This is a genomic window from Psychromonas sp., from assembly GCF_047632955.1.
Lineage (GTDB): Bacteria > Pseudomonadota > Gammaproteobacteria > Enterobacterales > Psychromonadaceae > Psychromonas.
The window spans coordinates 1-22128 of the sequence record NZ_JBLIED010000004.1 but is presented as its reverse complement, the minus strand read 5'-3'; the positions used below and the strand labels follow the sequence as shown (position 1 = coordinate 22128).

Below are 22128 nucleotides of genomic sequence, written 5' to 3'. Positions count from 1 at the left end.
GCATACCTTTATTGGGGATATATCCCCGTTGCTTAACAGCGGCATTCACTTTTATCTGCTTTCTTTCGCGACATTAAGCGAGCCATTAATGCACTAGGTTATATCAGGATAAGCTTACTTTTTTTTTATACCCAAACCACCTGAAGATGCAGGGTTCAGGTAGCTTGGGTATAAAAACTAAGACAATGAAGATCAACAAAGCTTCCTCCTCAACGGACGAAGCTTAACGAATGGCTTGTTTGCCAGCTTTTTCGAGCAAAAAAAAAGCAGAGTTATTTAACTCTGCTTTAGGGGAAAGAAAGAATTTAGCTGTTATTTAGCAGTCAGTTCTTGCAATTCAGCGGCAGCATCATCTTTCGCTATTTTTCTCATTTTCGTCTTAATTCTGCTTGCTAGACCAACAAGAAGAACAAGACCAACGATAGCATAAATGACGATTAAGCCTTTATCACCCGTTACCAGACCAAGGTCTGAGAATACGATGTACGCACCCAGTACCATGTACAGAATGATTCCTGACGCTTCAAAGCGGAATGCCCAAGGTGTGATATCAATATTGTCGTTTACAGGCATAACGTATGCAGTTTCACGAGGACGAAGTTTACCGACAATTAACATAATGCCACAACAAATAGCAAATAGTACCGCTAGTTGATGGAAGAAATGCAATTCAGCAAGCGGTCTAAGCGGACCTAATGAATCCTGAAATTCAGTCGGTGTGAACTGAATAATACCGTAGGCGACTACGAAAAATGCGAGAGAGATTTTTGCTGCAATAGCAGGAACGCGCTTAGTGACATATCCCATGAACACGATAGTGAAGATTGGCACACTAAATAGACCAGCAAGACGTTGTAGTAAATCGAACAGACCATTTGGCGCATACATGATGAACGGGGCAATAACAACCGATAAGATTGCAATGAACACACCGAACATACGACCCTTGTGTACTAACTCTTGATCAGAAAGTTTACCTTCTTTATCAAAATAAGGCTTATATACGTTTAGCGTAAAGAGTGTTGTTGATGAATTCAATACACCGTTAAAGGTAGATAGGATTGCACCAAACATCGCTGCAATAAAGAAGCCCACTAATGGCTTAGGAAGCACTTCGCCGACTAAACGTGTGTACATTGTATCCGCGTCATAGGCAACACCAGATGCATCGACACTGCCGAACAGATGGTAAGCAATAATACCAGGGATGATTAGGAATAGAGGCGTAATTACCTTAATGGCACCCGCTAGAATCACACCCTTTTGACCTTCTTTAAGGTTCTTTGCACCCAGTGCACGTTGAATGATTGCTTGGTCAGTACCCCAGTAATAGAGGTTAACAAGTAGAAGACCCGTAAACATCGTTGAGAATGGTACGTTAGGATCATCCGGTGCACCAACGGCCTGTAGTTTCTCAGTGGCAGTTGTTGTGATTGTTATAAAACCATCCGTAAAGCTACCGTCACCAAGGACAATAAGACCGAAGATTGGGATCATCATACCACCAACAATAAGGCCCACACCATTCATACTATCTGCAATAACAACGGCTTTAAGACCACCATAAATTGCGTAGAACAAACCTAAGAAGCCGATAATAGATGAGATAAGAAGCACTGACTGGAAGCGATTAATATCCAGTAGCGTTTCGATATCAAAGATACCGCCGATAATCATTGAGCCTGCATAAAGTGTATTTGGTAGCAGGTTAATGATATAGCTTAGCAGGAATAGGATAGTTACAAACTTCTTCACAGAAAGGTCATAACGCGATTCCAAGAAATCAGGAATGGTTGTAATACCTTGCTTCAAGTAGCGTGGAACGAGGAAAAGCGCAATGATTACCAGCGTAATACCAGATGCTACTTCATAGCCCATTACCGCCATATTGCCTTTAAATGCAAGCGCACTCATACCGACAAAACTAGTAGCAGAAAGGTTGGTAAGGATAAGTGAGCTTGCAATAAGACCACCAGTTAAACTACGCCCGCCTAGGAAGTAGCCATCTTTAGAATCATTTTTATCTTTCTTTACTTTCGACCATGTGTATAAAACCACAAAGCCTGTAAAGAAAAAGAATGACAAAAGAACAGTTATTGACATGATGTTTCTCCGGTTGATGTTTAAGGTTGAAAAATAAATTTACAATATTTTTTGTTTTTGCAAACAACAGATAAATCTGGGACACAGCTCGCTTTTTGTGTTTCCGAAAACAATAACTGAACACTAACAGTACAAGGGCTAAAATGTAGACACTCCACTTAAAAACGTGATCCACCTCACTTCGCATGGTTTTATAATGTGATCTAGACTGTACTCCGTTATGTTTTCGCAAACACTCGTAACACCTAATATAAGCCAAGCACTCCGTGGGTATCAAAATCCGTTATCTCTTGCGGAAAATAATTGCTTCAGTAAGGGAGAACCCCACCAGGCTTAACCGCTCATAAACCTTTGCTGACGAAAAACCAACAATACCGTAGACCAGTACTACTGGGTGCATTGACCCGCTTCTCTGGCATTGGCCTAACTTCAGAAGATCCAAGGAGTATGTGCTTAATAAAAATATTACTCAGATAAGTGTAAGCGTTGCCATTTCATGTTATAAAATATTTATTGTATTTATCTCTATCGGTTTCCTATTATGTCAGAGACACTAATTCCTAATATCGAACTTTTTATCGCAAATATTGACCCCTTTAGTCGCCTGCCGAAGGCTTTATTAAATAGAGTTACCTCAACAATCAAAATCATCTACCTTGCCAAAGGAGAGGTCATCCCTCCCCCGCAAACCGAGCAGGTTAAATACCTCTTTATTGTCAGAACAGGTGCCGTTGAGCAAAGATTGGCAGATGGAACACTCAGGGGGCGTCTGGAAGAAGATGATGTATTCGGTTTCAGCCTGTTTTCAGCCTCAGAAACACGTTACCAAATAAAAGCCATTGAGAATTCATTACTCTACTTAGTTCCAGCAGAGACTATCCATCATATTCAGTCTCAATACCCGGAATACGCGCAACACTTTACTGCAAAACCAGAAGATAGAATACGCTCAGCGGTCGAATCAACCTGGACGGATATCAATAGCAATTCCTTTTTTAATACCGTAGAGCAAGTCTCAAACAAACAATACACTCAAGTTGATGGTCATGATTCGGTTCAAATGGTTGCCAAAATAATGCGTGCCCAAGATGCTGCCTGCGCGATTGTAAAAGAGAATAATGCGTTAATCGGTATAGTCACTGACACTGACATGATCGAGCGGGTTATTGCTGACGGGAAGAGTACTGAATTGCCTATTAGCGAGATTATGAGCCCATTTCCGATCACCATTAGTGCACAGGAAACGGTTTTCGATGCAGCGATAAGCATGATGGAAAAGAATATTAAAAACCTTCCTATCGTTGAGGATGGTCAGGTCATAGGTTTACTCTCACTGCATCAGCTATTTCAAAATCAGCGCATACAGGCGGTTTATCTTATAAATAAGATAAAAAAATCAAGCAGCGAGTCCGAGTTGGCAGCTCTTATGCCTGAACGTGATCGGATCTTTCAAGAGTTGGCAAATGACAAGGTGCCAGCTGATCTGATAGGTACCATTCTCAGTACTATTATGGACGCGGTTAATCAACGCCTTATTGATATCGCCATTAAAAGACTGGGCCCTGTCCCCTGCGACTTTGCGTGGTTCGTTTCAGGCTCTCATGCCCGCAAAGAGGTCAATATTTTATCTGATCAGGATAGCGGTATAATTCTTTCCGATCAGGCGACGATAAAAGACCGGGTCTATTTTCAGCATCTTGCCATGATAGTTACAAAAGGACTGGATCTCTGTGGTTATGCGCTTTGTACTGGCAAGTTTATGGCCGTCACTGCAAAGTGGTGTCAGCCTCTCTCTATGTGGCGTGAATACTACAAAAAATGGATCAAGAATCCTGAATACGAGTGCCTCTTAAACCTCAGCGTTTTCCTTGATAACCGGGTTATTTACGGGAATAAAGAATTTATGACCCAACTGGTCAATGAATTTAAAGAGATGGCCTCACAGCGCACTTTTCTTGCCAAGTTAATTAGGGATGCTGTGGAAAACCGTACACCTTTAGGCATATTCCATAATCTGGTCTTAACCAAGAATGAAAATAACCAGAAATCACTTAATATTAAACGCTACGGTATCAATATTATTGTCGATCTCGCGAGGATTTACGCACTCTCTGCCAAGTCAGATGCCTGTAACACCAAAGACAGATTAATCGCAGTGAATAAAATGGGTATTATCAACGATGCCACACTAAAGAATATCCTTAGCGTTTATGACTTCTTGAATAGCTTTAGATTTGCCTACCAGGCTGAGATAATGAGCCAAGGAGAAGTGCCGAGCAGCCAGATAGATCCTGACTATTTTGGCAGTTTTGAACGTAAGCACATCAAGGATGCTTTTCGTCTAATTGACGATTGGCAACAGTCTACAAAAATGAGGTTTAGCTGATGCTGCGCTTGTTTAAAAAACGCGATCCACTCGCTCGCTTGCAAGAAAAGCGAACGGAGTACTTAACACACAATCCGCCAGAACTCCTGAAAGAGCACCTGTGGGCAGCGTTACCCGCTAAAAGTACGCCGGTTGAAGCGCTCTCTTTTTTGGTTGTTGATTTTGAGACGACCGGTTTTGAGGCTGAAAGTAACGATATTATCAGCATTGGATGGATAGAGATCTCGGGAATGCAGATAGATGTCGCTTCCAAGCAGCATCTCTATATCCGTAACGATAAGTTGATTAATCACGAAACCGCAGTTATCAACCATATCGTACCGAAAATGCTCAGTCAGGGGATCACTCTGGACGAGGCTATCGCGAGTCTACTGCGTTGCAGCACGGGTAAAATATTAGTGGTTCATAGCCAGGTGATTGAGAAGAGCTTTGTCGATTTTTATATGCAAAACAGCCTGGGCATTCCGGCAGCTCCCTTGCTATGGATTGACACCTTGATAATTGAAAAATGGCGCGCCATGCAGAAAGAGATGCATGTCGGGCAAGATCACCGCCTCTCCTCCGCGAGAAAGCGCTATAACCTGCCAAACTATGCAGCGCATAACGCCCTGATTGATGCGCTCTCAACCGCCGAGCTTTTACTCGCACAAATTGCACACATTTATCGCCGTCGAAAAGCAACATTTGAAGAGCTATATAGCATAAGCCAATAGCTTGCACTACGGCCTTATGCTTTGGTTATTAGCCCGCTATTCAGAAAGTAATTTTTCAAATTTTTTGAGTAAAATACGCATTTGTTGCTTATTATCTCGCCCCTGCTGGTAAAGCTGGGTGCTTTTTCTTTCAATTAATTGAGTGACAATGGATTCTTGCCGGCACTCTTTTAGCGGTTGCTCTGCCATGCTTAATGCCATTAAAACGCTGCGCTTTCCAATTAACAAAAAGTCCTGTTTGATGGTCGTCAGTGGGGGAGAAAAATAGGCACTGTCATAGGTGTCATCGAAACCAATGACAGATATTTCTTGCGGGACGGCCAAATTGAATTCGTTTAATGCCCTTAATACGCCAAGCGCCATCTGATCATTACCCACCAGCACACCGTCAAAATCAGCCCCATTACTAAGCGCTTCTCGTGCCAACAGATAACCGCTACGAGCTTGCCAGTCACCTTCAAACTGAGTGACTATCCTGGCATTCGGATCGTCCTGCAGCACATCCACCCACGCCTGCAGTCGAAGTTCCGATGCGCTGGAATGATGCGGACCGGTAATAAGCAGCAAACGCTTCCTTTGCAGGGAAAGCATCAGCTCGGCTGCCTGCCTTGCTCCGTCATAACTAGCGCCATACACAGCATGCACTTGGGCGTTTGGCGGAACATCAATAAAGACAAAATGAATAGCTGAATATTGCTCCACCAGCATTTCAGCTTCTTCTTTACTAAGCGGAATATTCAAAATAATGAACTCCACCCGTTGCGATTGAAAATCGCGTATTGCTGCGGTTATTTTTTCAAATGAATTCTCTGAAACAGCGGATAAAGAGGTTCCGTAACCAAGTTCTTTGGCTTGTTTGCGAACACCATTAGCAATAAGTGATGCGCCATGCAGAAGGATATCTAAGGTCACTAGACCAACCACTTTTGATCTTGCCCGCCCTAATATTTGCGCGCCTTGATTGGGGACATAACCAAGTTCCTTAACCGCAGCATTCACTTTTTTTCTGGTTTCTTCCGCGACATTAGGCGAGCCATTGGTCACTCGAGAAACAGTTTGAGTTGATACACCGGCTAACTTAGCCACATCTTTAAATGTCACGTTCATTATGAATCCAACTATTTTAATTGTTTTGAAAAATCATCACCGTGCGACTTTGCTGCTACACTGCATTACACTATACCCATTCTACCTCAAAAAACATCACTTCAGAGGCCCTGTGTGGGATAGTGCACTCTAATAATTTTTTTATAATAAATGGAAGATCATTGTGCAAATGCCGGTAAAGAATACGAACTTACTGATCTGCTCGTTTTTAACCATCACCGCCATCATTAAGATCCTTCGTAGTCAAGTGTTTCCGGAAACAAAACGACCGTATTAACAAAGTTTTCATCTTTCCATTTCAGTCGATTAATTATTAAATCAAATCCTTAAGATGCTCACTTTTTAATACAGCGCATATGCATATGCTCTTAGCGGTCTGCTTAAATGACGCTAATACCTCTTCATAGTGACATTTTAATAACCGTTAAAAAGAGTCGGCAATCTTCAAGGTCGAGTGTGGTTTACAGAAGATTGAACAGGTAAAACGGCTGTTGTTGATGATAGGAGTTGTTTTTAAAAAGTGATCAACGAGGCTAACGGGCCAGCGCTAAAAACCAGCCATTAGCAGCGCGGGCAGGAGTAATTTAATAGAGCATTCGCCGCTGACATAAAAAAACCTTCGGGAAATTCACTTTCACCGAAGGTTTAAAACAATCAGACTTTACTGTTACCTAACAACACTCATAACCTATTGGTTATTCAACCGTAACCGCTTTTGCAAGGTTTCGCGGTTGATCCACATCAGTGCCTTTAATTAAGGCAATATGGTAGGAAAGCAGCTGCATCGGCACGGTATAGAAGATCGGCGCAACGATTGGATCAACGTGCGGCAGAGTAATAATTTTCATTCCGTCACTCTCTTCAAAACCAGCATTTTCATCGGCGAAGACATACAGCAGACCACCACGGGCACGCACTTCTTCAATGTTTGATTTGAGTTTTTCGAGCAGATCATTAGTCGGTGCAACAACAACAACGGGCATATCCGCATCAACCAAGGCCAGCGGACCATGCTTCAACTCGCCAGCGGCATAGGCTTCAGCATGGATATATGAAATCTCTTTCAATTTAAGTGCAGCTTCCATGGCAATCGGGTAAAACTCTCCGCGCCCTAGGAATAAGGTGTGCTCTTTATCAGCAAAATCAGTTGCTAATGCTTCAATCGGTTTATCAAAGGCTAACGCTTTTTCAATTTGCGCTGGAAGCGAATGCAGTGCATGCACTATCTGCGCTTCTTTTTCTTTGTTAATCGTACCCTGTTCTTTACCAATAGCGGTGACCAAAATAAGCATCGCAGTCAGTTGAGTAGTAAATGCCTTGGTAGATGCAACACCAATCTCGGTACCTGCGCGGGTCATAAAGGCAAGATCCGATTCGCGTACCAAGGATGAGCCGGAAACATTACAAATAGACATCGCCGACATGTAACCTTTCTGCTTGGCTAAACGTAAAGCGGCCAGCGTATCTGCGGTTTCTCCCGATTGTGAAAGGGTCAGCAACAGGCTGTTTGGACGCACTACAAAATCCCGGTAACGAAATTCTGAGGCGATCTCCACATCACAACTTACGCCGGCGATAGATTCAAACCAGTAACGCGCCGCCATGCCTGAATTGTAAGACGTACCACAGGCGATAATCTGTACATGCTGTACATCTTTCAGAATTTCTTTTGCGCCAACACCAATACTTTCAACCAATACACTGTCATGACTGATTCGACCTTCCATTGCGTTCATTATCGCACTGGGTTGCTCGAAAATTTCTTTTTGCATAAAGTGGCGGTATTTACCTTTATCGGCAGCATCTTGCTCGATGGTTGATTCGTGAACTTCACGCTTAATCGCTACGCCATTAAGATCAAAAATATTAATATCGCGGCGAGTGATTTCAGCAACATCGCCTTCTTCCAGAAAGATAAAACGACGGGTAACATTTAATAAAGCCAGTTGATCTGAGGCCAGAAAATTTTCCCCGACTCCCAAGCCTATCACCAACGGACTACCTGAACGTGCGACCACTAAACGACCAGGGTCACGGCGATCCATGACCACTGTGCCATAGGCACCTTCTAGCTGAGCCACGGTTTTTTGTACGGCTTCTAAAAGTGTTTCAACACTGCGTAATTCCCATTCAACAAGATGGCAAATCACTTCTGTATCGGTTTGTGAAAGAAATTCGTATCCGCGCCCGCGTAGGGTTTCGCGTAAAATTTCGTAGTTTTCAATAATGCCGTTATGGACAATAGCAATATTATCGCCTGACATATGCGGATGCGCATTGGCTTCTGAAGGTTCGCCATGTGTTGCCCAGCGTGTATGGGCAATGCCGGTTCCACCATGGATAGGATCAGCTGCAACCGCATTGGCTAATTCTTTAACTTTTCCTAAACGACGTGTTCGTTGTAGTTGGCCATCGGCATTAATAACCGCAAGGCCTGCTGAATCATAACCACGATATTCTAAGCGTTGTAACCCTTCTAATAAAATTTCAGATACGTCTCTTTGTGCTACTGCACCAACGATTCCACACATATAATGATACTCCAGACAATATTTACAAATAAAAAAATTAATACGTACTTACAAAACAAACGATCACGAGGAAACGTGCAAACTGTTGCATTTGCATGCATCTTAATGCATGTTTGGTGGTTTTGCATGCTATTTTAAAAAAGTATTTCTTATTTAGTTGTAAAAACGCACAAACATGCACAACAATAACCGTTCAATTTAAGTTCCAATAATACTATCAATTGCAGTTATAATGATGAACTCACCGGTTTTTTTAATGTAAAATGAGAGCGGCAGCAGATTTATACGGATTGTCATACGGATGAGAACAATGCTAAACAACATTAAGATTTGTAAAAAAAATCAGCTAGATTTATTGCGTTTTGTCTCAATGGAAACCTATCGGGATACATTTTCAGAGAGTAATAGTGAAACATTAATGACTCAATATTTTCAGGATGCGCTAAATAAAGAAAAGTTGCAGGCTGAACTGAATCATCCCGACAGTGCTTTCTATTTCATTTACTTTACAGAACAAGTTGCTGGTTTTTTAAAAGTAAATGTTATGAGCGCACAAACCGATAGCAAAGATGTTAACGCATTAGAGATTGAACGTTTTTATATTCGTAAGTCTTTTTTACGTAACGGCTTAGGCAAAGAGTTAATGAATTTTGCTTGTGATTTAGCCCGGCAAAAGAATAAAAAATCTGTGTGGTTAGGTGTTTGGGAAAATAATATGCCGGCATTACACTTTTATAAAAAAATGGGATTTTATCAAATCGGCTCACACCCCTTTAATATGGCCGGTGATATTCAAACCGATTTAGTGCTGCAGAAAGATATCTAGGGTCTGTTATTCTAAAAAAAAGTAACTGCCAAATAGATGATTATGAGACTACTATTTTAAACACAGCAGATTAAAAATAAGAGGATTCTATGGATTTTACAGTGTACGGTTCAGCTTTTAGCGGGTTATTGATAGTTTTGGTGACCTTAGTGGTGCAGTCTTTTGTCGCAAATATGAGTAAAGCGAGATTACCTAACCATATTCCGGGTAAAATAGATCCTTCACTTGGTCACGAGAGTTTTGCTTACCGTGCTCATCGCACCATGGAAAACTCTTTAGAGAACCTCGGTGTTTTTCTCGGCAGTGCATTTTTAGCTATTTTCATCAACGTTGATCCCTTTTGGACTGCGCTGACTATCTGGGTTTATGCACTGGTACGGATCGTACATATGATATTGTACTACCTCATCTCTACGGAAAAAAACCCAAGCCCGCGATCTTACTTTTATCTGCTTGGCTTATTAGCTAATATCCTGTTATTAATACTGATTTTTGCGCAGTTATAAAAATAAATTAAAAACCGCCGGTTTAAGTACAACAACCGACAGGTCATTAATAATCAGCTGCGCACGCGGCTAAAAAATATTTAATTTTTTTCCTATTGCCGGCGCATCTAGGTTTTCTATATCCAAAACATTAATGGTATTTTCACCAATCACTCCAAAAACCTTCGGATTAGTATGGCTGTATAAACCAATACAGCTTGCTCCTGCTGCATCTGCCAAATGCAGCGGACCAGTATCGCAGCTTATAAAAGCATCCAACTCTTTGAGCACCGAAGCTAAGTGACGCAGATTGCTGGTCTGAAAGGTTTTGACACCTGCATTTATTGGCTTGCTGATATCCGGGCATAAAATCTCTACCCACTGCACCTGTTGATTGGTAGCTGTTTCAAATTTTGATAAAACAGTTAACCAGCTTTTCTCAGATAACAATTTATCCCCACGCGCCCCCCTAAAATAAGCAATCGTTACACGCCCTTCATTATTGCGCAGCACCTGACTGGCTTGCCGTCCCTTGTCCAACTCTTCCTGAGTAAATTCCAAAGTATGCAAAATGGGCTCAACAAGGGTATGACCTAACCCCTCTAAAATAGACAAAGAGCTAAGGGCAGCATGCTTTCTTCGGTGCTCTACATAAACAGAGTGTATACAAATTAAATTACGCTTAGGATGAAAGCTTGAGATTTTATTTCGTCCATCTAAGAGTGCCGTTATTATGGTGTCACCGGCGGAAGTCTGAGGAAGTAAAATCATATCGTAGGTGATTTTCCGTAGGGCTTTCATCATTTTTAAAAACTTAAAAATGCCCTTCAACGAAAAGTGAGAATAATGGAACTGATTAATGCCTAAATTATTAAAAACATTACTTTGCCATGATTCATTGAGCATCATATCGATACGTGCATCGGGGTAAGCAAGGCGGATTTGGCGGACAAAGGGCAATAAAAAGTAGATGTTGCCAATGCGCTTATTATTACGAATCAAGAGAATATGTTTTACTTTATCTTTTACTAATTCCTGCTTTTCTAAACTACGTTTATTACTGAAAAGTTGATAAAACGCCGTTTCAAGGCTCGACATTTTACTGCGGCGAAATTGATCAAACTTTCTCAATTTGTGTTTGAATGTCATTTTTAACTCTAGTTAGGGGGGAACTACGGTAATATAAATTATCAAAGGCTATATCTAATTGATATGATCACCAATTTTGATAAAAGTTCAATTTATAACGATGTTACCGCGCCTTCATCCCAATTAATTTACTCAGAAACAAGGCTAGCAAAAATCTAATCCATTAAATGCTCTAAACCGTAAACTAATTCGTTACGTTTTACGACCTGCTTACAGGCCAGACAAATACCAGGCATAAATGATTCGCGATGCAAAGAGTTATGCTCTATCTTTAATGTTTCACTTAAACCGCCAAAGAAAACCGTTTGTTGCGCAACCACCCCGGGTAAACGAATAGAATGCAGTTTCACACCATGCAACTCGGCTCCGCGAGCCCCCTCTATTAGCTCTTTATCGTTAAAGGCCATGGCATTCTTAGTGCGCGCTTGTGCAATTAACTCTGCGGTGCGGATACCTGTGCCGGAAGGACTTTCTTCTTTTTGCGTACTGTGTGCTTCAATAATTTCGGCATCGGGTAGATATTTAGCTGCCTCAGCAGAAAATTTCATCATCAATACCGCACCCACTGAAAAATTAGGTGCAATTACCCCCCCTAAATTTTTCTCCGTCGCTAATGCCTGCAGCTGTTTGACCTGTTCATCTTGAAAACCACTGGTACCAACCACGGGGCGAGCACCCGCATTTAAAATAGTTTTGGTATTATTAAAACCTGCGGAAGCGGCCGTTAAATCAACCACCACCTGTGCACCCGAATTGATAATAAGCTCAGTTAAATCATCACCAACATCACACTGCCCAACCAATTGCAGTTGCGGATCGTTATTTATTGCATTAACAGCTTCACTGCCCATGCGCCCTTTTGCACCATTTACGATAACTGTAACCATCTTCATTCCTTTAGTGTTTCTAATATAAATTCTATCTGATTTTTTAAGCGGAGCGTTTTACTTAATGTGTTGTTATAAAATAGACAGCCACTGCAGCCCAACTAAGCAGCAGCAACACCCAAGGCAAACGAGTATAACGATATTTCACAACAACCTCGGGTTGCAGCTCTTCCGTTGTGAGTGATTGCTTACTTTTATTCTTTTTACTGGCTTTGTCAGCTTCGCGTTGTTTACTTTTAGCATTTTTTTTATATTCAGCAATGCCTTTTTGAATACCTAAGGCAATTAAGCGCGTTTGTTCTTTGCTTTGCCCCGGCTTGTTGGTCTTTTTGGCAAAGGTCATTGCTTCATCTTGTGTTTCTGGAGAAATTGTTTTCTGGTTATTTTTAGCCATTTTATTTACACTTTTTTTGTTGGTGTTTTTGCAGCCGCAGTAATGCTTTCTTACTGACAATATCAAGGAAGACCTCTGGATCATCATAATCATATTCAATCAGGTGATTAAGTAATTGCACACCTATGGCAGACATTGATTGAATCTCCTGATGGCTACGACCACATCCCTGGCAATGGGTTCCATCTTTAGTACAATTATCTGTGCACGGGCTAAACTTCATCGTAGTTTCCTTGTGTTATAAATCAGAGCAACAGCTGCAAGCATAAAATCATATTTGCTTGTTAATCATTTTATCCAATTTCATCGGATCAAAGTAGTCAGTCTAACAACTTTAGAGAAGTGAATCATAAATTTTAAAATCCGATGCGCGCAACGTATACAATAAATGTTTATCCGTCATTAAAAATGCACAGGATTCAAGTATACTTGCCAAACTACAAGGATGGAGTCCGAAAGATTAAAAATCCAAGACTTTGATTTGACTACAATAGATAAAAACCATTAATTAGGAACAAGATGAGCATTCAATTGGATAAAAATCTACAAAAAGACTGTTATAGATTAGCTGAGAGTGATGATTGTTTATGGTTATTACTCAATAACCGCTATTTCCTATGGATGGTGATTGTACCCAACACTACTCAAACAGAATTGTACCGCTTAACCGGGCAGGAGCAGCAAAAACTCACTCAGCAAAGCAATCTTATCAGTGAATTTATCAGCCAAAACTTTGCTTGTGATAAATTAAATGTCGCCAGTATTGGCAATATAGTCGCACAAATGCACCTCCATATTATTGCCCGTACCACTGTCGATCCATGCTGGCCGGGCGTTGTTTGGGGTACCGAGCATAAGGCGCCCTATCCAATCGATGAGGTATTAAATATTCAGTCAAAACTGCAACAATTTTGCCTGGACAAAAAAATCAGCGGATATCACTTTACAACACCGGAGATTAAACCCGCTTTATAAAATCAAAATCCGCTTTGCTACCCTGTAGTAAATAAAGCGGTTGTGCATATTTATAAGCCATTTTGATGCCATGGGCAGTGCTTATACAGAGTTTATCCGCTTGAGTTATCAACGCTTGATAGCCTTGATTTCCGGCATATTTTTGATTCGACAATTGCTGCTCAGATAAGATGCAGATAATCGGTTGTAGCTGCACAACGTCTTGATAAAAAGGTCCCTGCAGCAACTGCTTAATATTATTCAAATGCCCGGCTCCCGCAGGTTCAATAAACAACCGGTCGGGCCTGACCTGTTTAATTAAATTATTAAGCGCCACGCGAAAAGGCATGCCCGCACTACAACATAAACAGCCGCCGTAAACCTCGCTAATAAATATCTTGTTGGTTTTGTAATTTTCATGAGGATAGAGATTATTGCCGGATTCATTGACTAAGACCGCCCATTTTTCATCACTCGGTTTATAACTTAATAACTGTTTGATAAAAGTAGTCTTACCCGATCCTAAAAAACCAGCAATAAGATGACAAGGAATCTCTTTTTTCATTAACTGTTTCCTGAAAATTTATATTTATACCAAATGTATTGAAGATGTGATCTTGTATTGCGCAGGAAAAATCAACACTAGCAAGGCATGAGTTGCAGGAAGTAGTTATTCTCATTTCCAGACTCAACAGGTTATCGTAGCATGTTTACGGAACACTCAGTTATACTGCTTATTCAAATTCAGAGAGGTAATTATGATCTACAGTATGACAGCATTTGCGCGCAAACAATTCAAAGGTGCACTCGGTTATACTGCATATTCAAATTCAGAGAGGTAATTATGATCTACAGTATGACAGCATTTGCACGCAAACAATTCAAAGGTGATTGGGGCACTGCAGTGTGGGAGATTCGCTCAGTTAATCAGCGTTATTTAGAGAGCTATTTTCGTCTTCCTGAACAGTTTCGCGGTCTTGAAGTTAACTTAAAAGATATTTTCCGCAAGCGCGTGCAACGGGGAAAAATTGAATGCAGCCTGCGTTTTGAAGCCAGCAGCAGCAATGATAATGCATTAAGCATGAATCAGGAATTAGCCGCGCAAGTGATCCAAAATACACAGTGGGTACTGAATAAAGCTGGCAGCGGTACTTTTAATGCCATTGATATTCTGACCTGGCCCGGCGTAATGCAGGCACCTGAACAGGATCTGGATGCCGTCACCGTTGAACTAATGGTCGGTTTTGAGCAGACACTGAATGAATTTATTGATGCACGTGCCGCAGAAGGCAGTAATCTGGGTGCATTTATCGAGCAGCGTTTAACCGCTATCGGCGAACAAGCAAACAAAGTGCGTTCATTTATGCCGGAAGTGCAGGCATGGCAGAAAGCCCGTATTCTTAAAAAATTCGAAGATGCCCGAGTCGAATTAGACAGTACCCGTGTTGAGCAGGAATTGGTAATACTGGCACAAAAAACCGATGTGGCAGAGGAACTGGATCGTTTAGATTCGCATATTTCAGAAAGCCGTAAGGTATTAAAAAAAGGCGGTCCGGTAGGACGCCGTTTAGACTTTATGATGCAGGAATTTAACCGTGAAGCAAACACTCTAGGCTCAAAAGTAATTAACAGTGAGATCACCGCCGCAGCTGTTGAGTGTAAAGTGTTAATCGAACAAATGCGCGAGCAGGTACAAAACATAGAATAATGTTTTAGCCCATTTCAGATTGTTAAATATATCTCCATAAGCCCCGTAGTTCGGGGCTTTGTTGTGCTGTAGTTCATGGCAAAGATCTTCACTGGATACCGGTTATTTCATTGTGCTACTTGAATGATATTCGGGCGGTAAAGAACGCAGTGAATGATGGTGTTAAACCAAGAGAGGTGGTTTAATCATAAGCAAAGCAAATGTTTAATACAGATATTCAGCTTTATATTGAGTGACCTAATAAATGAAAGATAAGAGAGACAAAATGAAAATTGATCAAAATGTAAAAAGAAGCCGTCGACTGCGTAAGAAGTTATACGTTAACGAATACACCGTTTATGGATTTGAAGTGTCATTAAATTTTAAAGAGATGGATGAAAGCGCTTTAGACCCTTTTCTGGATGAGATAGTAAATTTTGCTGAATCGAGAAACTTAATGATTGCTGGTGGAGGTGGGATTGATGTATTTGCTATTTTCATCTCTTCAAGTGATCGATATGGCTCAGCTACAGAAGAAGATCGTCATGCATTATCAAATTGGTTGAAGGAAAAGTCACTTATTAAAGACGTTGAGCTTGGTGATTTAGTTGATGCTAACTACAGCTTCTAACACGGTTGTAAAAATCGGCGCTGTTAACAAGAACCACCAGCATTAAGTCATTAAAAATCCCTAGACGATAAATTTTCTGGGGCGTGTTAAGGGCCCCAAATCTCATTATCAAGTTAGACGTTGTATCGGCAGGTTTAATGCGCCGCCCGTAGCGGTCATAAATTCCATGGGTAAATTGCACCTATTTACCTCTGCAGGCTTTAGGTGCCGCCTGATGATATGTTATTAAATCAACTCTCAATCGACTCATGTCCCATTGGTTAGATATTTTAGTGTCGGTATTTTTTACATTTTAAGAATTGAATATAATCCTTAATTTTTTAACAGATTGAATATTAAGGATTTAATAATAACGGTATGATTTTTGCTTTAATATAAAACATTATAGGATCATCCTGTAAAAATAAATATGTAGGGTACATAAAATGACCAGTTTTTATAAAACAGCATTATTTGTCAGTTTCTTTTTATTCGGTACGGTTAATGTTCAAGCCACCATTCTTACAACGGCTACAAATATAGACAACGGATATCAGTCATTCATAAGCACTGACGACAATGCTGCAGGCACATTATTCGGTTCAGGCGCAAGCTGGCCAACCACTTTTATTGACACGGTCTCTTTGACTGCGGGTGTCACAAACTACTTGCACATTAGTGCTTATGATCAAGGCGGCATAGCCATGTTGCTTGGTGAATTTACACTTTCAGATACTGATTTCGAGTTTGCTAATGGCACTCAATCCATGTTATCTGGTGATGCAGGTTTACTCGTTAGTCTGACAGGTTTTGGTTCGAACTATAATGCCACTACAGACTTGGGTATTAACGGCACTTCTCCTTGGGGTTTCAAATCTCAAGTTGACAGCAGCGCACGTTACGTATGGTCAGCAGATGCAAACAACGATAACCAAACATATTTCTCTGTGGCAATTAATTCCACTACTGTGCCTGAACCAACAACGCTGTCACTTTTCGCACTGGCTATAATCGGCTTAGGTTTTTCAAGACGCAAACTATCCAAGTAACAAACAGTATTAATTAATACTTACTCTCTTCCTGTTCTGCGGGAAGAGTATTCTTTACTGATGCTTATTTCCATTTTGCTCCCAGATTCGATTGCAGATGCTCTATCGGCCACAATTTATATGATCGGCTGCTTACTGCCAATCCGGTTTTTCACTCTATCAAACACTCATTCAATCGCCTGACATCTCCTGAGTAAACCGCATACCTTTAATCTCACCCTTATGTTTACCCTTAACCTCTCATATTTAATCACGGTTTGTATCATTGTATCCCTCTGTTCTAAGCAGTAAACTGACATTATTACAAAGAGATAGCACATTTACTTCTTTCACCAATGCTTTACTTAACAATAAACCATTGGTGATTTGGGTTTAAAGTGGTGCGTAGTCTTTTAGCTGTATATTTTTATATTTACGATCTGTAATCAAAGGGTGGAACGAATAGGATGAGTAATGAATGATGAAAAGATCGTTTTACAGATAGTAGAGCATCATAAAAAAAAAGAAAATAAACCAACTGGCGAAATAGGAATAACTTGGTGGCAACTAAGTCTTATTGGCATTGGGTCGATCGTCGGAGCAGGTTTTTTTTTAGGAGCCAGCGTGGCAATAAAATTAACCGGGCCTTCTGTCATTATTGCATTTTTAATTGCCGGACTTATAGCCTATATCGCCTTTAATTCACTGGCAGAAATGAAAATAAACGATCCGGAAACAGGATCTTTTAGGGATTATGCCAGAAAAGCCTTTGGCGACAATATGGGCTTTATTAGCGGCTGGATGTATTGGATTGCAGGGGTGCTGATTATGTCCAGTGAAGTCACTGCTTTATCGGTGTTTACACGCTATTGGTTCCCGCATATTCAGTTATGGATCTTCTCTGTTATCTACTCCTGTTTAGGGCTCGGCATTAATTTTCTGGGAGTAAAAGATTTTGGGAAAATTGAATCATTCTTTGCCATTGTAAAAATCACGGCTATCGTGACATTTATTGTTTTTGGTGCGTTATTCATTCTTGGCTATGCATCCCCTGAAGGTTCGGTTGACGGGGCCGCAGTAATTTCATTATCAACTCTTGATTGGTTTCCGCAGGGCATCACTGGCCTTTGGTCTGCGATGATTTTTGCACTGTTCCCCTTCGCTGGCGTAGCAGTAGTAGGCGCGGCTTCTAAAGAATTAAAGAAAAGCGAATCCTTAACCAAAGCGATTAATGCACTTATGCTGGCTTTAATATTCTTATATGTTACCTCCATTGCGATAATTTTAAAAATGACCTATTGGAATCAAATAGAGGTGAGTAAGAGTCCCTTTATTACCGCGCTCTCGGAATTTCACTTGCCTTATTTAGGCTCTATTTTGAATGTTATTATTATCAGTGCCGCATTTTCAACTTTTGTGGGTGCGCTGTTTGCCATAACAAACGTATTATTGTCCCTTGCAAAGGACGGTGAGGCTCCAAAAATCGCATTGAAAAAGGATAAAAGAGGCGTAAACGTCATCGCACTTTTAATCGGCGCCAGTGGCCTACTTGTAACCATCCTATTATCCTTTGTATTACCAAAAACCATTTACGAATATTTGACCACTTCAGCAGGGGTATTATTGATTAGTAATTGGATGATTATTTTAGCATCACAAATAAAAAACAGAAAAAATTACCAGCTTAAGAATACCTTAGTAGGGAAAAAATTTAAAATGTGGTTTGCACCCTATAGTTCATATTTGGGCATTTTTCTGATCGTCCTTACGTTGATTGGGGTGTCAGTTAATCCCATGCAGCGTATGGGATTGTTTGTCAGTATGGGTATTGTTGTGATCATTTCCATTTCGTCTCTAAAAGCACAATCAAGCAGAAAAAAGCAATTAAGAAAGCAGTGACTTGATAAGAGCGCAACGCGGTCCGGTCTTTGATTTCCAACAGTAAGCGTCTGTTCGATTATATCTAATCATGCTGATTAAGCTGAAATTGCAGCACATTTTCCTGTGCTGCTAAACGAACGACTATATGACAGCGCAGCTGTCTAGGTCCTGGTCAGTTAATTTAATGCGCTTGCTCAGCAGGTAACCTAAAACAAAAATCATTGCCGAAGCTAACATGACTGAGGTGATTGAGATTAAACCTTGCACGGCAAAGGCTGAGACAAGAGCACTGCCTGCAAAGCAGAACATGGTTTGCAAAAAGTTTAACAGGCCGGCAGCTGTGGCACTGCAGGCTTTAAAATCAGCCAATGCTTGGCTGATAATGATTGGGTAAATTGCGCCATTGGCGACGGCAACTAAACAAAATGGCAACAAAATTGGCCAGATAGTCGTGATCTCAAATGACAATGAAAGTGTAAATAATATGAGTACTGAACTGATTAATAATAATAGAGCAAAGGGTAATAGTTGTTTGCCCGTATAACGGTTGAGCAGGGCGCGGCAGCCATAACCCCCGACAATAAAACCGATAGTTTGTGGAATAAAGCTGAGCGCAATCTCTTTGGTTGAATAGCCCATGGCGTTCATCACAAATGGAGAGCCCGTTAAATAGGCAAAAAAGATAGCCGATGAACCACCAAACATCAGCATATTAGCGATGAATTTTTGTGAACTGAAGATCTGTTGATAATCATTTTTTAATTGTGTGATCAGCTTTATCGATCTGCTTTTATCTATTTGCGCGCTTTCTTTTTCTTTTAGAGACATGATTGCCAGTAGCACACCTAAGGCAACAAGAGAGACAAAGATACTGCGCCAGCCGTACGCATCTTCTAATAACACACCGGCGAGGGGTGCGAGCGCCGGAGATAAAGCCACCAGTGGCATGATGGTGGCAAATACACGTTCAGAAGTCTGGCCTTGATAGCGGTCTATGACAATCGCTTGCCAGATAACCGCAGCACTGCAAGCACCTAATGCCTGTAAAAATCGCGCAGCCAGAAACATCTCTATATTACTGGCAAACGCGCATAACAGCGAAGCCGCGCTAAACAATAGCATGCCCGCGATTAAGACTTTAATGCGCCCTAACCTATCGGAGAGGGGTCCATAAATTAATTGACCACAGGCCATGCCTAATAAATAGATAGTTAATGATAAGCCAATCAGTTTTTCTGAGGTGGCAAACTCCTGCTGCATCAGACTAAATGCAGGTAAATACATATCGGTCGCTAAAAATCCTAACATGCTTAAACAAGCAAACCAGATTAAAGTGATTTTTGAAGGGGATTGATTCATGTTTCTCAGCTGTTATTAATAAAGAGGTCACAGTTTAAAGATGGTTTTCTTGGTTGTGAAACGCTAATATTTGCACTTTGCTTTCAAAATATTTGATTTGATATGTTTTCCTATAATGATCTTAGAGTAATTGATGTGGTTGCCCGCCTTGGCAGCTTTTCAGGTGCAGCCAAAGAAATACACAAAGTGCCCAGCGCAATTAGTTATACCGTACGTTTGATGGAAGAGCGTTTATCGGTCAATTTATTTGTTCGCTTACACCGTGAAGTAAAACTCACCACGGCGGGTATTTACTTTGTTGAACAAGCAAGAGAGTTGCTCAAACAGATGGACAACATACGCTTGCAAACGCAAAGAGTCGCCAATGGCTGGACAAAAAATGTATCGATAGCATTAGATAACGTGGTGCGAGAAAGCCGCGTTTCAAAAATGGTCGGTGATTTTTACCGAGCGTTTCCTGATGTGGAGCTGCACCTGTCAATGGAAGTCTTTAATGGTGTGTGGGATGCGCTTGCCGATGGCCGTGCTGATATCGCCATTGGGGCAACGACTGCTATTCCCGTGGGGGGCTCTTTTGCGCGTCGTGATATGGGCTTGTTAACCTGGAAGTTTGTGGTCTCCGAAAATCATCCGCTGGCCAATATTAAGGGTAAATTATCTGCTCAGCAGCTGATTGAATATCCCGCGATCTGTTTAGAAGATACCTCGCGCACCTTACCGAAGCGTGTCACTTGGTTAATGGATAATCAGCGCCGCATTATGGTGCCTAATTGGTATAGTGCACTGCAATGTTTGCGAGATGCCTTAGGTATTTGTCTGGTACCATCGCATATTGCGATTCCTTTTTTACAATCCGGTGAATTAGTCGAAAAACAGTTGCAGCAACCTCCCTATCTTAGCCCTTGCTGTTTAGCATGGAACACTGAAAGCATTAACCCCGCGATGCAGTGGGTATTAGATTATTTAGGAGACAGTCAGCAACTGCATCAAGAATGGTTATGCTAGGCCAAAAGCTAAGCAACTCTAATTGTGTTTGCTAAAACTGGGTTACCAGGCAAGAATTGGCCATTGGTAGCGTTGTGCTTGTTTTTTTAATTGCGCACAGGGATTAACCATAGTGGGATTATCGACGTGCAGACACAGCGGTAAATCATTAATCGAGTCCGTATAAAAATCAATCGGTGCAAATACAGTGGGCTGCTCAGCCAACCATTGCTTAAGGCGTTTTACTTTACCACTACGGTAAGTTGCCGTGCCTGAAATCTGCGCGCTATAACAGCCATTTTCAACGACTAAATCAATGCCCATGGCATCTTTGAAAGCGAGTTTTTTGGCCACTTTTTCCACTAAAAAACTGACCGTTGCGGAGATCATCAGGGTATCGATTTTCTGCGTTTGTAAATCCGCCAACATGCTTTTTGCCTGCGGGTATAAGCGCGGTAATATTCGCTCGGTCACGCATAATTCAGCTAAACGGTCTATTTCTGCGCAGGGTAATTGACTAATCGGGCCCATCACAAAATGCAGATAGGCCTGCATATCTAACTCACCCAAAGCGTATAACGCCATTAAACGGCGGTCTTCCTGTAAAAAATCGGGGTTCGTAATAATACCTTGCTGGACCAGAAATTCATTCCAAATAAGCCCGCTATCACCGGAAATTAAAGTTTCATCTAAATCAAATATGGTTAAAGGATCACTCATTATTAGCTCACTTGCTGCAGTTCGTTGAGGTTAAAGAGTAACTCTAATTTGCTACCCGGTTGTAATAAACGCTCGGAAGAGCGGTTGAGGAGATCGACGGCAATCTCACAGCCCTTTACCTGCACCTGGTAACGGATAACATTGCCTAACAGCTGGTGGTTTTTAATAATAGCCGGGGTAGGTTTGGAGATATGCGGCGCATATTCCCGGCCACTCTCGCGTACATAAATAGATTCGGGACGAATGGCTAATTTACCTTGAATTTCTAACCCTAATAGTTGTGCTGCTTGCGGAGCGCTGAGCACGTTATAGTTGCCCATAAAA

The 22128-nt window shown here is 41.2% G+C and carries 21 protein-coding genes; 10 read left to right on the top strand and 11 right to left on the bottom strand.

Annotation, left to right across the window (positions count from 1 at the left end):
- Window positions 1-312 precede the first annotated feature (312 nt).
- Complete coding sequence (locus ACJAZP_RS04380) at window positions 313-2103, bottom strand: solute:sodium symporter family transporter (RefSeq protein WP_415229519.1); 1791 nt, start codon at window positions 2101-2103, stop codon at window positions 313-315.
- Window positions 2104-2644: 541 nt separating this feature from the next.
- Between ACJAZP_RS04380 and ACJAZP_RS04375 the strand changes: the two genes are divergently transcribed.
- Entirely contained in the window at window positions 2645-4489 is a 1845-nt protein-coding gene (locus ACJAZP_RS04375; protein WP_415229518.1) for a DUF294 nucleotidyltransferase-like domain-containing protein, read from the top strand.
- Window positions 4489-5202: an exonuclease domain-containing protein gene (locus ACJAZP_RS04370; protein WP_415229517.1), complete on the top strand. Its 714-nt coding sequence runs from the start codon at window positions 4489-4491 to the stop codon at window positions 5200-5202. The genes ACJAZP_RS04375 and ACJAZP_RS04370 overlap by 1 nt, the downstream gene beginning before the upstream one ends.
- Before the next feature lie 36 nt (window positions 5203-5238).
- Here the strand turns inward: ACJAZP_RS04370 and ACJAZP_RS04365 are convergent, their stop codons facing one another.
- Both ACJAZP_RS04365 and glmS read right to left on the bottom strand, forming a co-directional pair.
- Window positions 5239-6309 (bottom strand): LacI family DNA-binding transcriptional regulator, encoded by a 1071-nt coding sequence (locus ACJAZP_RS04365; protein WP_415229516.1) that lies wholly within the window; start codon window positions 6307-6309, stop codon window positions 5239-5241.
- A 695-nt stretch (window positions 6310-7004) separates the two neighbouring features.
- Complete coding sequence (gene glmS, locus ACJAZP_RS04360; RefSeq protein ID WP_415229515.1) at window positions 7005-8840, bottom strand: glutamine--fructose-6-phosphate transaminase (isomerizing); 1836 nt, start codon at window positions 8838-8840, stop codon at window positions 7005-7007.
- Window positions 8841-9150: 310 nt separating this feature from the next.
- Here glmS and ACJAZP_RS04355 point away from each other — a divergent pair, with 310 nt between their 5' ends.
- Together ACJAZP_RS04355 and ACJAZP_RS04350 are read left to right on the top strand one after the other, a co-directional pair.
- The gene (locus ACJAZP_RS04355; protein ID WP_415229514.1) at window positions 9151-9666 is read left to right on the top strand and encodes a GNAT family N-acetyltransferase; all 516 of its coding nucleotides are present in this window, start codon (window positions 9151-9153) and stop codon (window positions 9664-9666) included.
- A gap of 89 nt (window positions 9667-9755) precedes the next feature.
- A complete protein-coding gene (locus ACJAZP_RS04350) occupies window positions 9756-10172 on the top strand; it encodes an MAPEG family protein (protein ID WP_415229513.1) in 417 nt (138 codons plus the stop codon).
- A gap of 69 nt (window positions 10173-10241) precedes the next feature.
- On the opposite strand, the gene ACJAZP_RS04345 is transcribed toward ACJAZP_RS04350, so the two are convergent.
- The 4 genes from ACJAZP_RS04345 to ACJAZP_RS04330 form a co-directional block, all read right to left on the bottom strand.
- Window positions 10242-11300: a glycosyltransferase family 9 protein gene (locus ACJAZP_RS04345; protein ID WP_415229512.1), complete on the bottom strand. Its 1059-nt coding sequence runs from the start codon at window positions 11298-11300 to the stop codon at window positions 10242-10244.
- A 155-nt stretch (window positions 11301-11455) separates the two neighbouring features.
- On the bottom strand, window positions 11456-12187 hold the full coding sequence (dapB, locus tag ACJAZP_RS04340) for a 4-hydroxy-tetrahydrodipicolinate reductase (RefSeq protein WP_415229511.1): 732 nt from the start codon (window positions 12185-12187) through the stop codon (window positions 11456-11458).
- Between the two features lie 61 nt (window positions 12188-12248).
- The gene (locus ACJAZP_RS04335; protein WP_415229510.1) at window positions 12249-12581 is read right to left on the bottom strand and encodes a DUF2956 domain-containing protein; all 333 of its coding nucleotides are present in this window, start codon (window positions 12579-12581) and stop codon (window positions 12249-12251) included.
- Between the two features lies 1 nt (window position 12582).
- Window positions 12583-12804 (bottom strand): DUF1289 domain-containing protein, encoded by a 222-nt coding sequence (locus ACJAZP_RS04330; RefSeq protein ID WP_415229509.1) that lies wholly within the window; start codon window positions 12802-12804, stop codon window positions 12583-12585.
- Between the two features lie 296 nt (window positions 12805-13100).
- Here ACJAZP_RS04330 and ACJAZP_RS04325 point away from each other — a divergent pair, with 296 nt between their 5' ends.
- Complete coding sequence (locus tag ACJAZP_RS04325; RefSeq protein WP_415229508.1) at window positions 13101-13556, top strand: HIT family protein; 456 nt, start codon at window positions 13101-13103, stop codon at window positions 13554-13556.
- On the opposite strand, the gene ACJAZP_RS04320 is transcribed toward ACJAZP_RS04325, so the two are convergent.
- Window positions 13540-14100, bottom strand: a complete 561-nt coding sequence (locus tag ACJAZP_RS04320) for a GTP-binding protein (RefSeq protein ID WP_415229507.1) — start codon at window positions 14098-14100, stop codon at window positions 13540-13542. The two genes, ACJAZP_RS04325 and ACJAZP_RS04320, sit on opposite strands and share 17 nt — an antisense overlap.
- Window positions 14101-14379: 279 nt before the next feature.
- Between ACJAZP_RS04320 and ACJAZP_RS04315 the strand changes: the two genes are divergently transcribed.
- The 4 genes from ACJAZP_RS04315 (at window position 14380) to ACJAZP_RS04300 (ending at window position 18759) form a co-directional block, all read left to right on the top strand.
- On the top strand, window positions 14380-15243 hold the full coding sequence (locus ACJAZP_RS04315) for a YicC/YloC family endoribonuclease (protein ID WP_415229506.1): 864 nt from the start codon (window positions 14380-14382) through the stop codon (window positions 15241-15243).
- 265 nt (window positions 15244-15508) lie between these two features.
- Entirely contained in the window at window positions 15509-15853 is a 345-nt protein-coding gene (locus ACJAZP_RS04310; RefSeq protein ID WP_415229505.1) for a YggL family protein, read from the top strand.
- 425 nt (window positions 15854-16278) lie between these two features.
- Window positions 16279-16881, top strand: a complete 603-nt coding sequence (locus tag ACJAZP_RS04305) for a PEP-CTERM sorting domain-containing protein (protein ID WP_415229504.1) — start codon at window positions 16279-16281, stop codon at window positions 16879-16881.
- A gap of 453 nt (window positions 16882-17334) precedes the next feature.
- Window positions 17335-18759: an amino acid permease gene (locus tag ACJAZP_RS04300; protein WP_415229503.1), complete on the top strand. Its 1425-nt coding sequence runs from the start codon at window positions 17335-17337 to the stop codon at window positions 18757-18759.
- Between the two features lie 123 nt (window positions 18760-18882).
- On the opposite strand, the gene punC is transcribed toward ACJAZP_RS04300, so the two are convergent.
- Window positions 18883-20100, bottom strand: a complete 1218-nt coding sequence (punC, locus tag ACJAZP_RS04295) for a purine nucleoside transporter PunC (protein ID WP_415229502.1) — start codon at window positions 20098-20100, stop codon at window positions 18883-18885.
- Between the two features lie 102 nt (window positions 20101-20202).
- Between punC and punR the strand changes: the two genes are divergently transcribed.
- Window positions 20203-21105: a DNA-binding transcriptional activator PunR gene (gene punR / locus ACJAZP_RS04290; RefSeq protein ID WP_415229501.1), complete on the top strand. Its 903-nt coding sequence runs from the start codon at window positions 20203-20205 to the stop codon at window positions 21103-21105.
- Window positions 21106-21147: 42 nt separating this feature from the next.
- Here punR and ACJAZP_RS04285 read toward each other — a convergent pair whose 3' ends face one another.
- Together ACJAZP_RS04285 and ACJAZP_RS04280 are read right to left on the bottom strand one after the other, a co-directional pair.
- Complete coding sequence (locus ACJAZP_RS04285; RefSeq protein ID WP_415229500.1) at window positions 21148-21804, bottom strand: HAD family hydrolase; 657 nt, start codon at window positions 21802-21804, stop codon at window positions 21148-21150.
- 2 nt (window positions 21805-21806) lie between these two features.
- Window positions 21807-22128: TOBE domain-containing protein (locus ACJAZP_RS04280; RefSeq protein ID WP_415229499.1), on the bottom strand; the 322-nt coding region annotated here is incomplete at its 5' end.

Coding starts and splice junctions, on each gene's coding strand:
- ACJAZP_RS04380 (WP_415229519.1), bottom strand. CDS start 2,103: ATGTCAATAACTGTTCTTTTGTCATTCTTTTTCTTTACAGGCTTTGTG.
- ACJAZP_RS04375 (WP_415229518.1), top strand. CDS start 2,645: ATGTCAGAGACACTAATTCCTAATATCGAACTTTTTATCGCAAATATT.
- ACJAZP_RS04370 (WP_415229517.1), top strand. CDS start 4,489: ATGCTGCGCTTGTTTAAAAAACGCGATCCACTCGCTCGCTTGCAAGAA.
- ACJAZP_RS04365 (WP_415229516.1), bottom strand. CDS start 6,309: ATGAACGTGACATTTAAAGATGTGGCTAAGTTAGCCGGTGTATCAACT.
- glmS (WP_415229515.1), bottom strand. CDS start 8,840: ATGTGTGGAATCGTTGGTGCAGTAGCACAAAGAGACGTATCTGAAATT.
- ACJAZP_RS04355 (WP_415229514.1), top strand. CDS start 9,151: ATGCTAAACAACATTAAGATTTGTAAAAAAAATCAGCTAGATTTATTG.
- ACJAZP_RS04350 (WP_415229513.1), top strand. CDS start 9,756: ATGGATTTTACAGTGTACGGTTCAGCTTTTAGCGGGTTATTGATAGTT.
- ACJAZP_RS04345 (WP_415229512.1), bottom strand. CDS start 11,300: ATGACATTCAAACACAAATTGAGAAAGTTTGATCAATTTCGCCGCAGT.
- dapB (WP_415229511.1), bottom strand. CDS start 12,187: ATGGTTACAGTTATCGTAAATGGTGCAAAAGGGCGCATGGGCAGTGAA.
- ACJAZP_RS04335 (WP_415229510.1), bottom strand. CDS start 12,581: ATGGCTAAAAATAACCAGAAAACAATTTCTCCAGAAACACAAGATGAA.
- ACJAZP_RS04330 (WP_415229509.1), bottom strand. CDS start 12,804: ATGAAGTTTAGCCCGTGCACAGATAATTGTACTAAAGATGGAACCCAT.
- ACJAZP_RS04325 (WP_415229508.1), top strand. CDS start 13,101: ATGAGCATTCAATTGGATAAAAATCTACAAAAAGACTGTTATAGATTA.
- ACJAZP_RS04320 (WP_415229507.1), bottom strand. CDS start 14,100: ATGAAAAAAGAGATTCCTTGTCATCTTATTGCTGGTTTTTTAGGATCG.
- ACJAZP_RS04315 (WP_415229506.1), top strand. CDS start 14,380: ATGATCTACAGTATGACAGCATTTGCACGCAAACAATTCAAAGGTGAT.
- ACJAZP_RS04310 (WP_415229505.1), top strand. CDS start 15,509: ATGAAAATTGATCAAAATGTAAAAAGAAGCCGTCGACTGCGTAAGAAG.
- ACJAZP_RS04305 (WP_415229504.1), top strand. CDS start 16,279: ATGACCAGTTTTTATAAAACAGCATTATTTGTCAGTTTCTTTTTATTC.
- ACJAZP_RS04300 (WP_415229503.1), top strand. CDS start 17,335: ATGAATGATGAAAAGATCGTTTTACAGATAGTAGAGCATCATAAAAAA.
- punC (WP_415229502.1), bottom strand. CDS start 20,100: ATGAATCAATCCCCTTCAAAAATCACTTTAATCTGGTTTGCTTGTTTA.
- punR (WP_415229501.1), top strand. CDS start 20,203: ATGTTTTCCTATAATGATCTTAGAGTAATTGATGTGGTTGCCCGCCTT.
- ACJAZP_RS04285 (WP_415229500.1), bottom strand. CDS start 21,804: ATGAGTGATCCTTTAACCATATTTGATTTAGATGAAACTTTAATTTCC.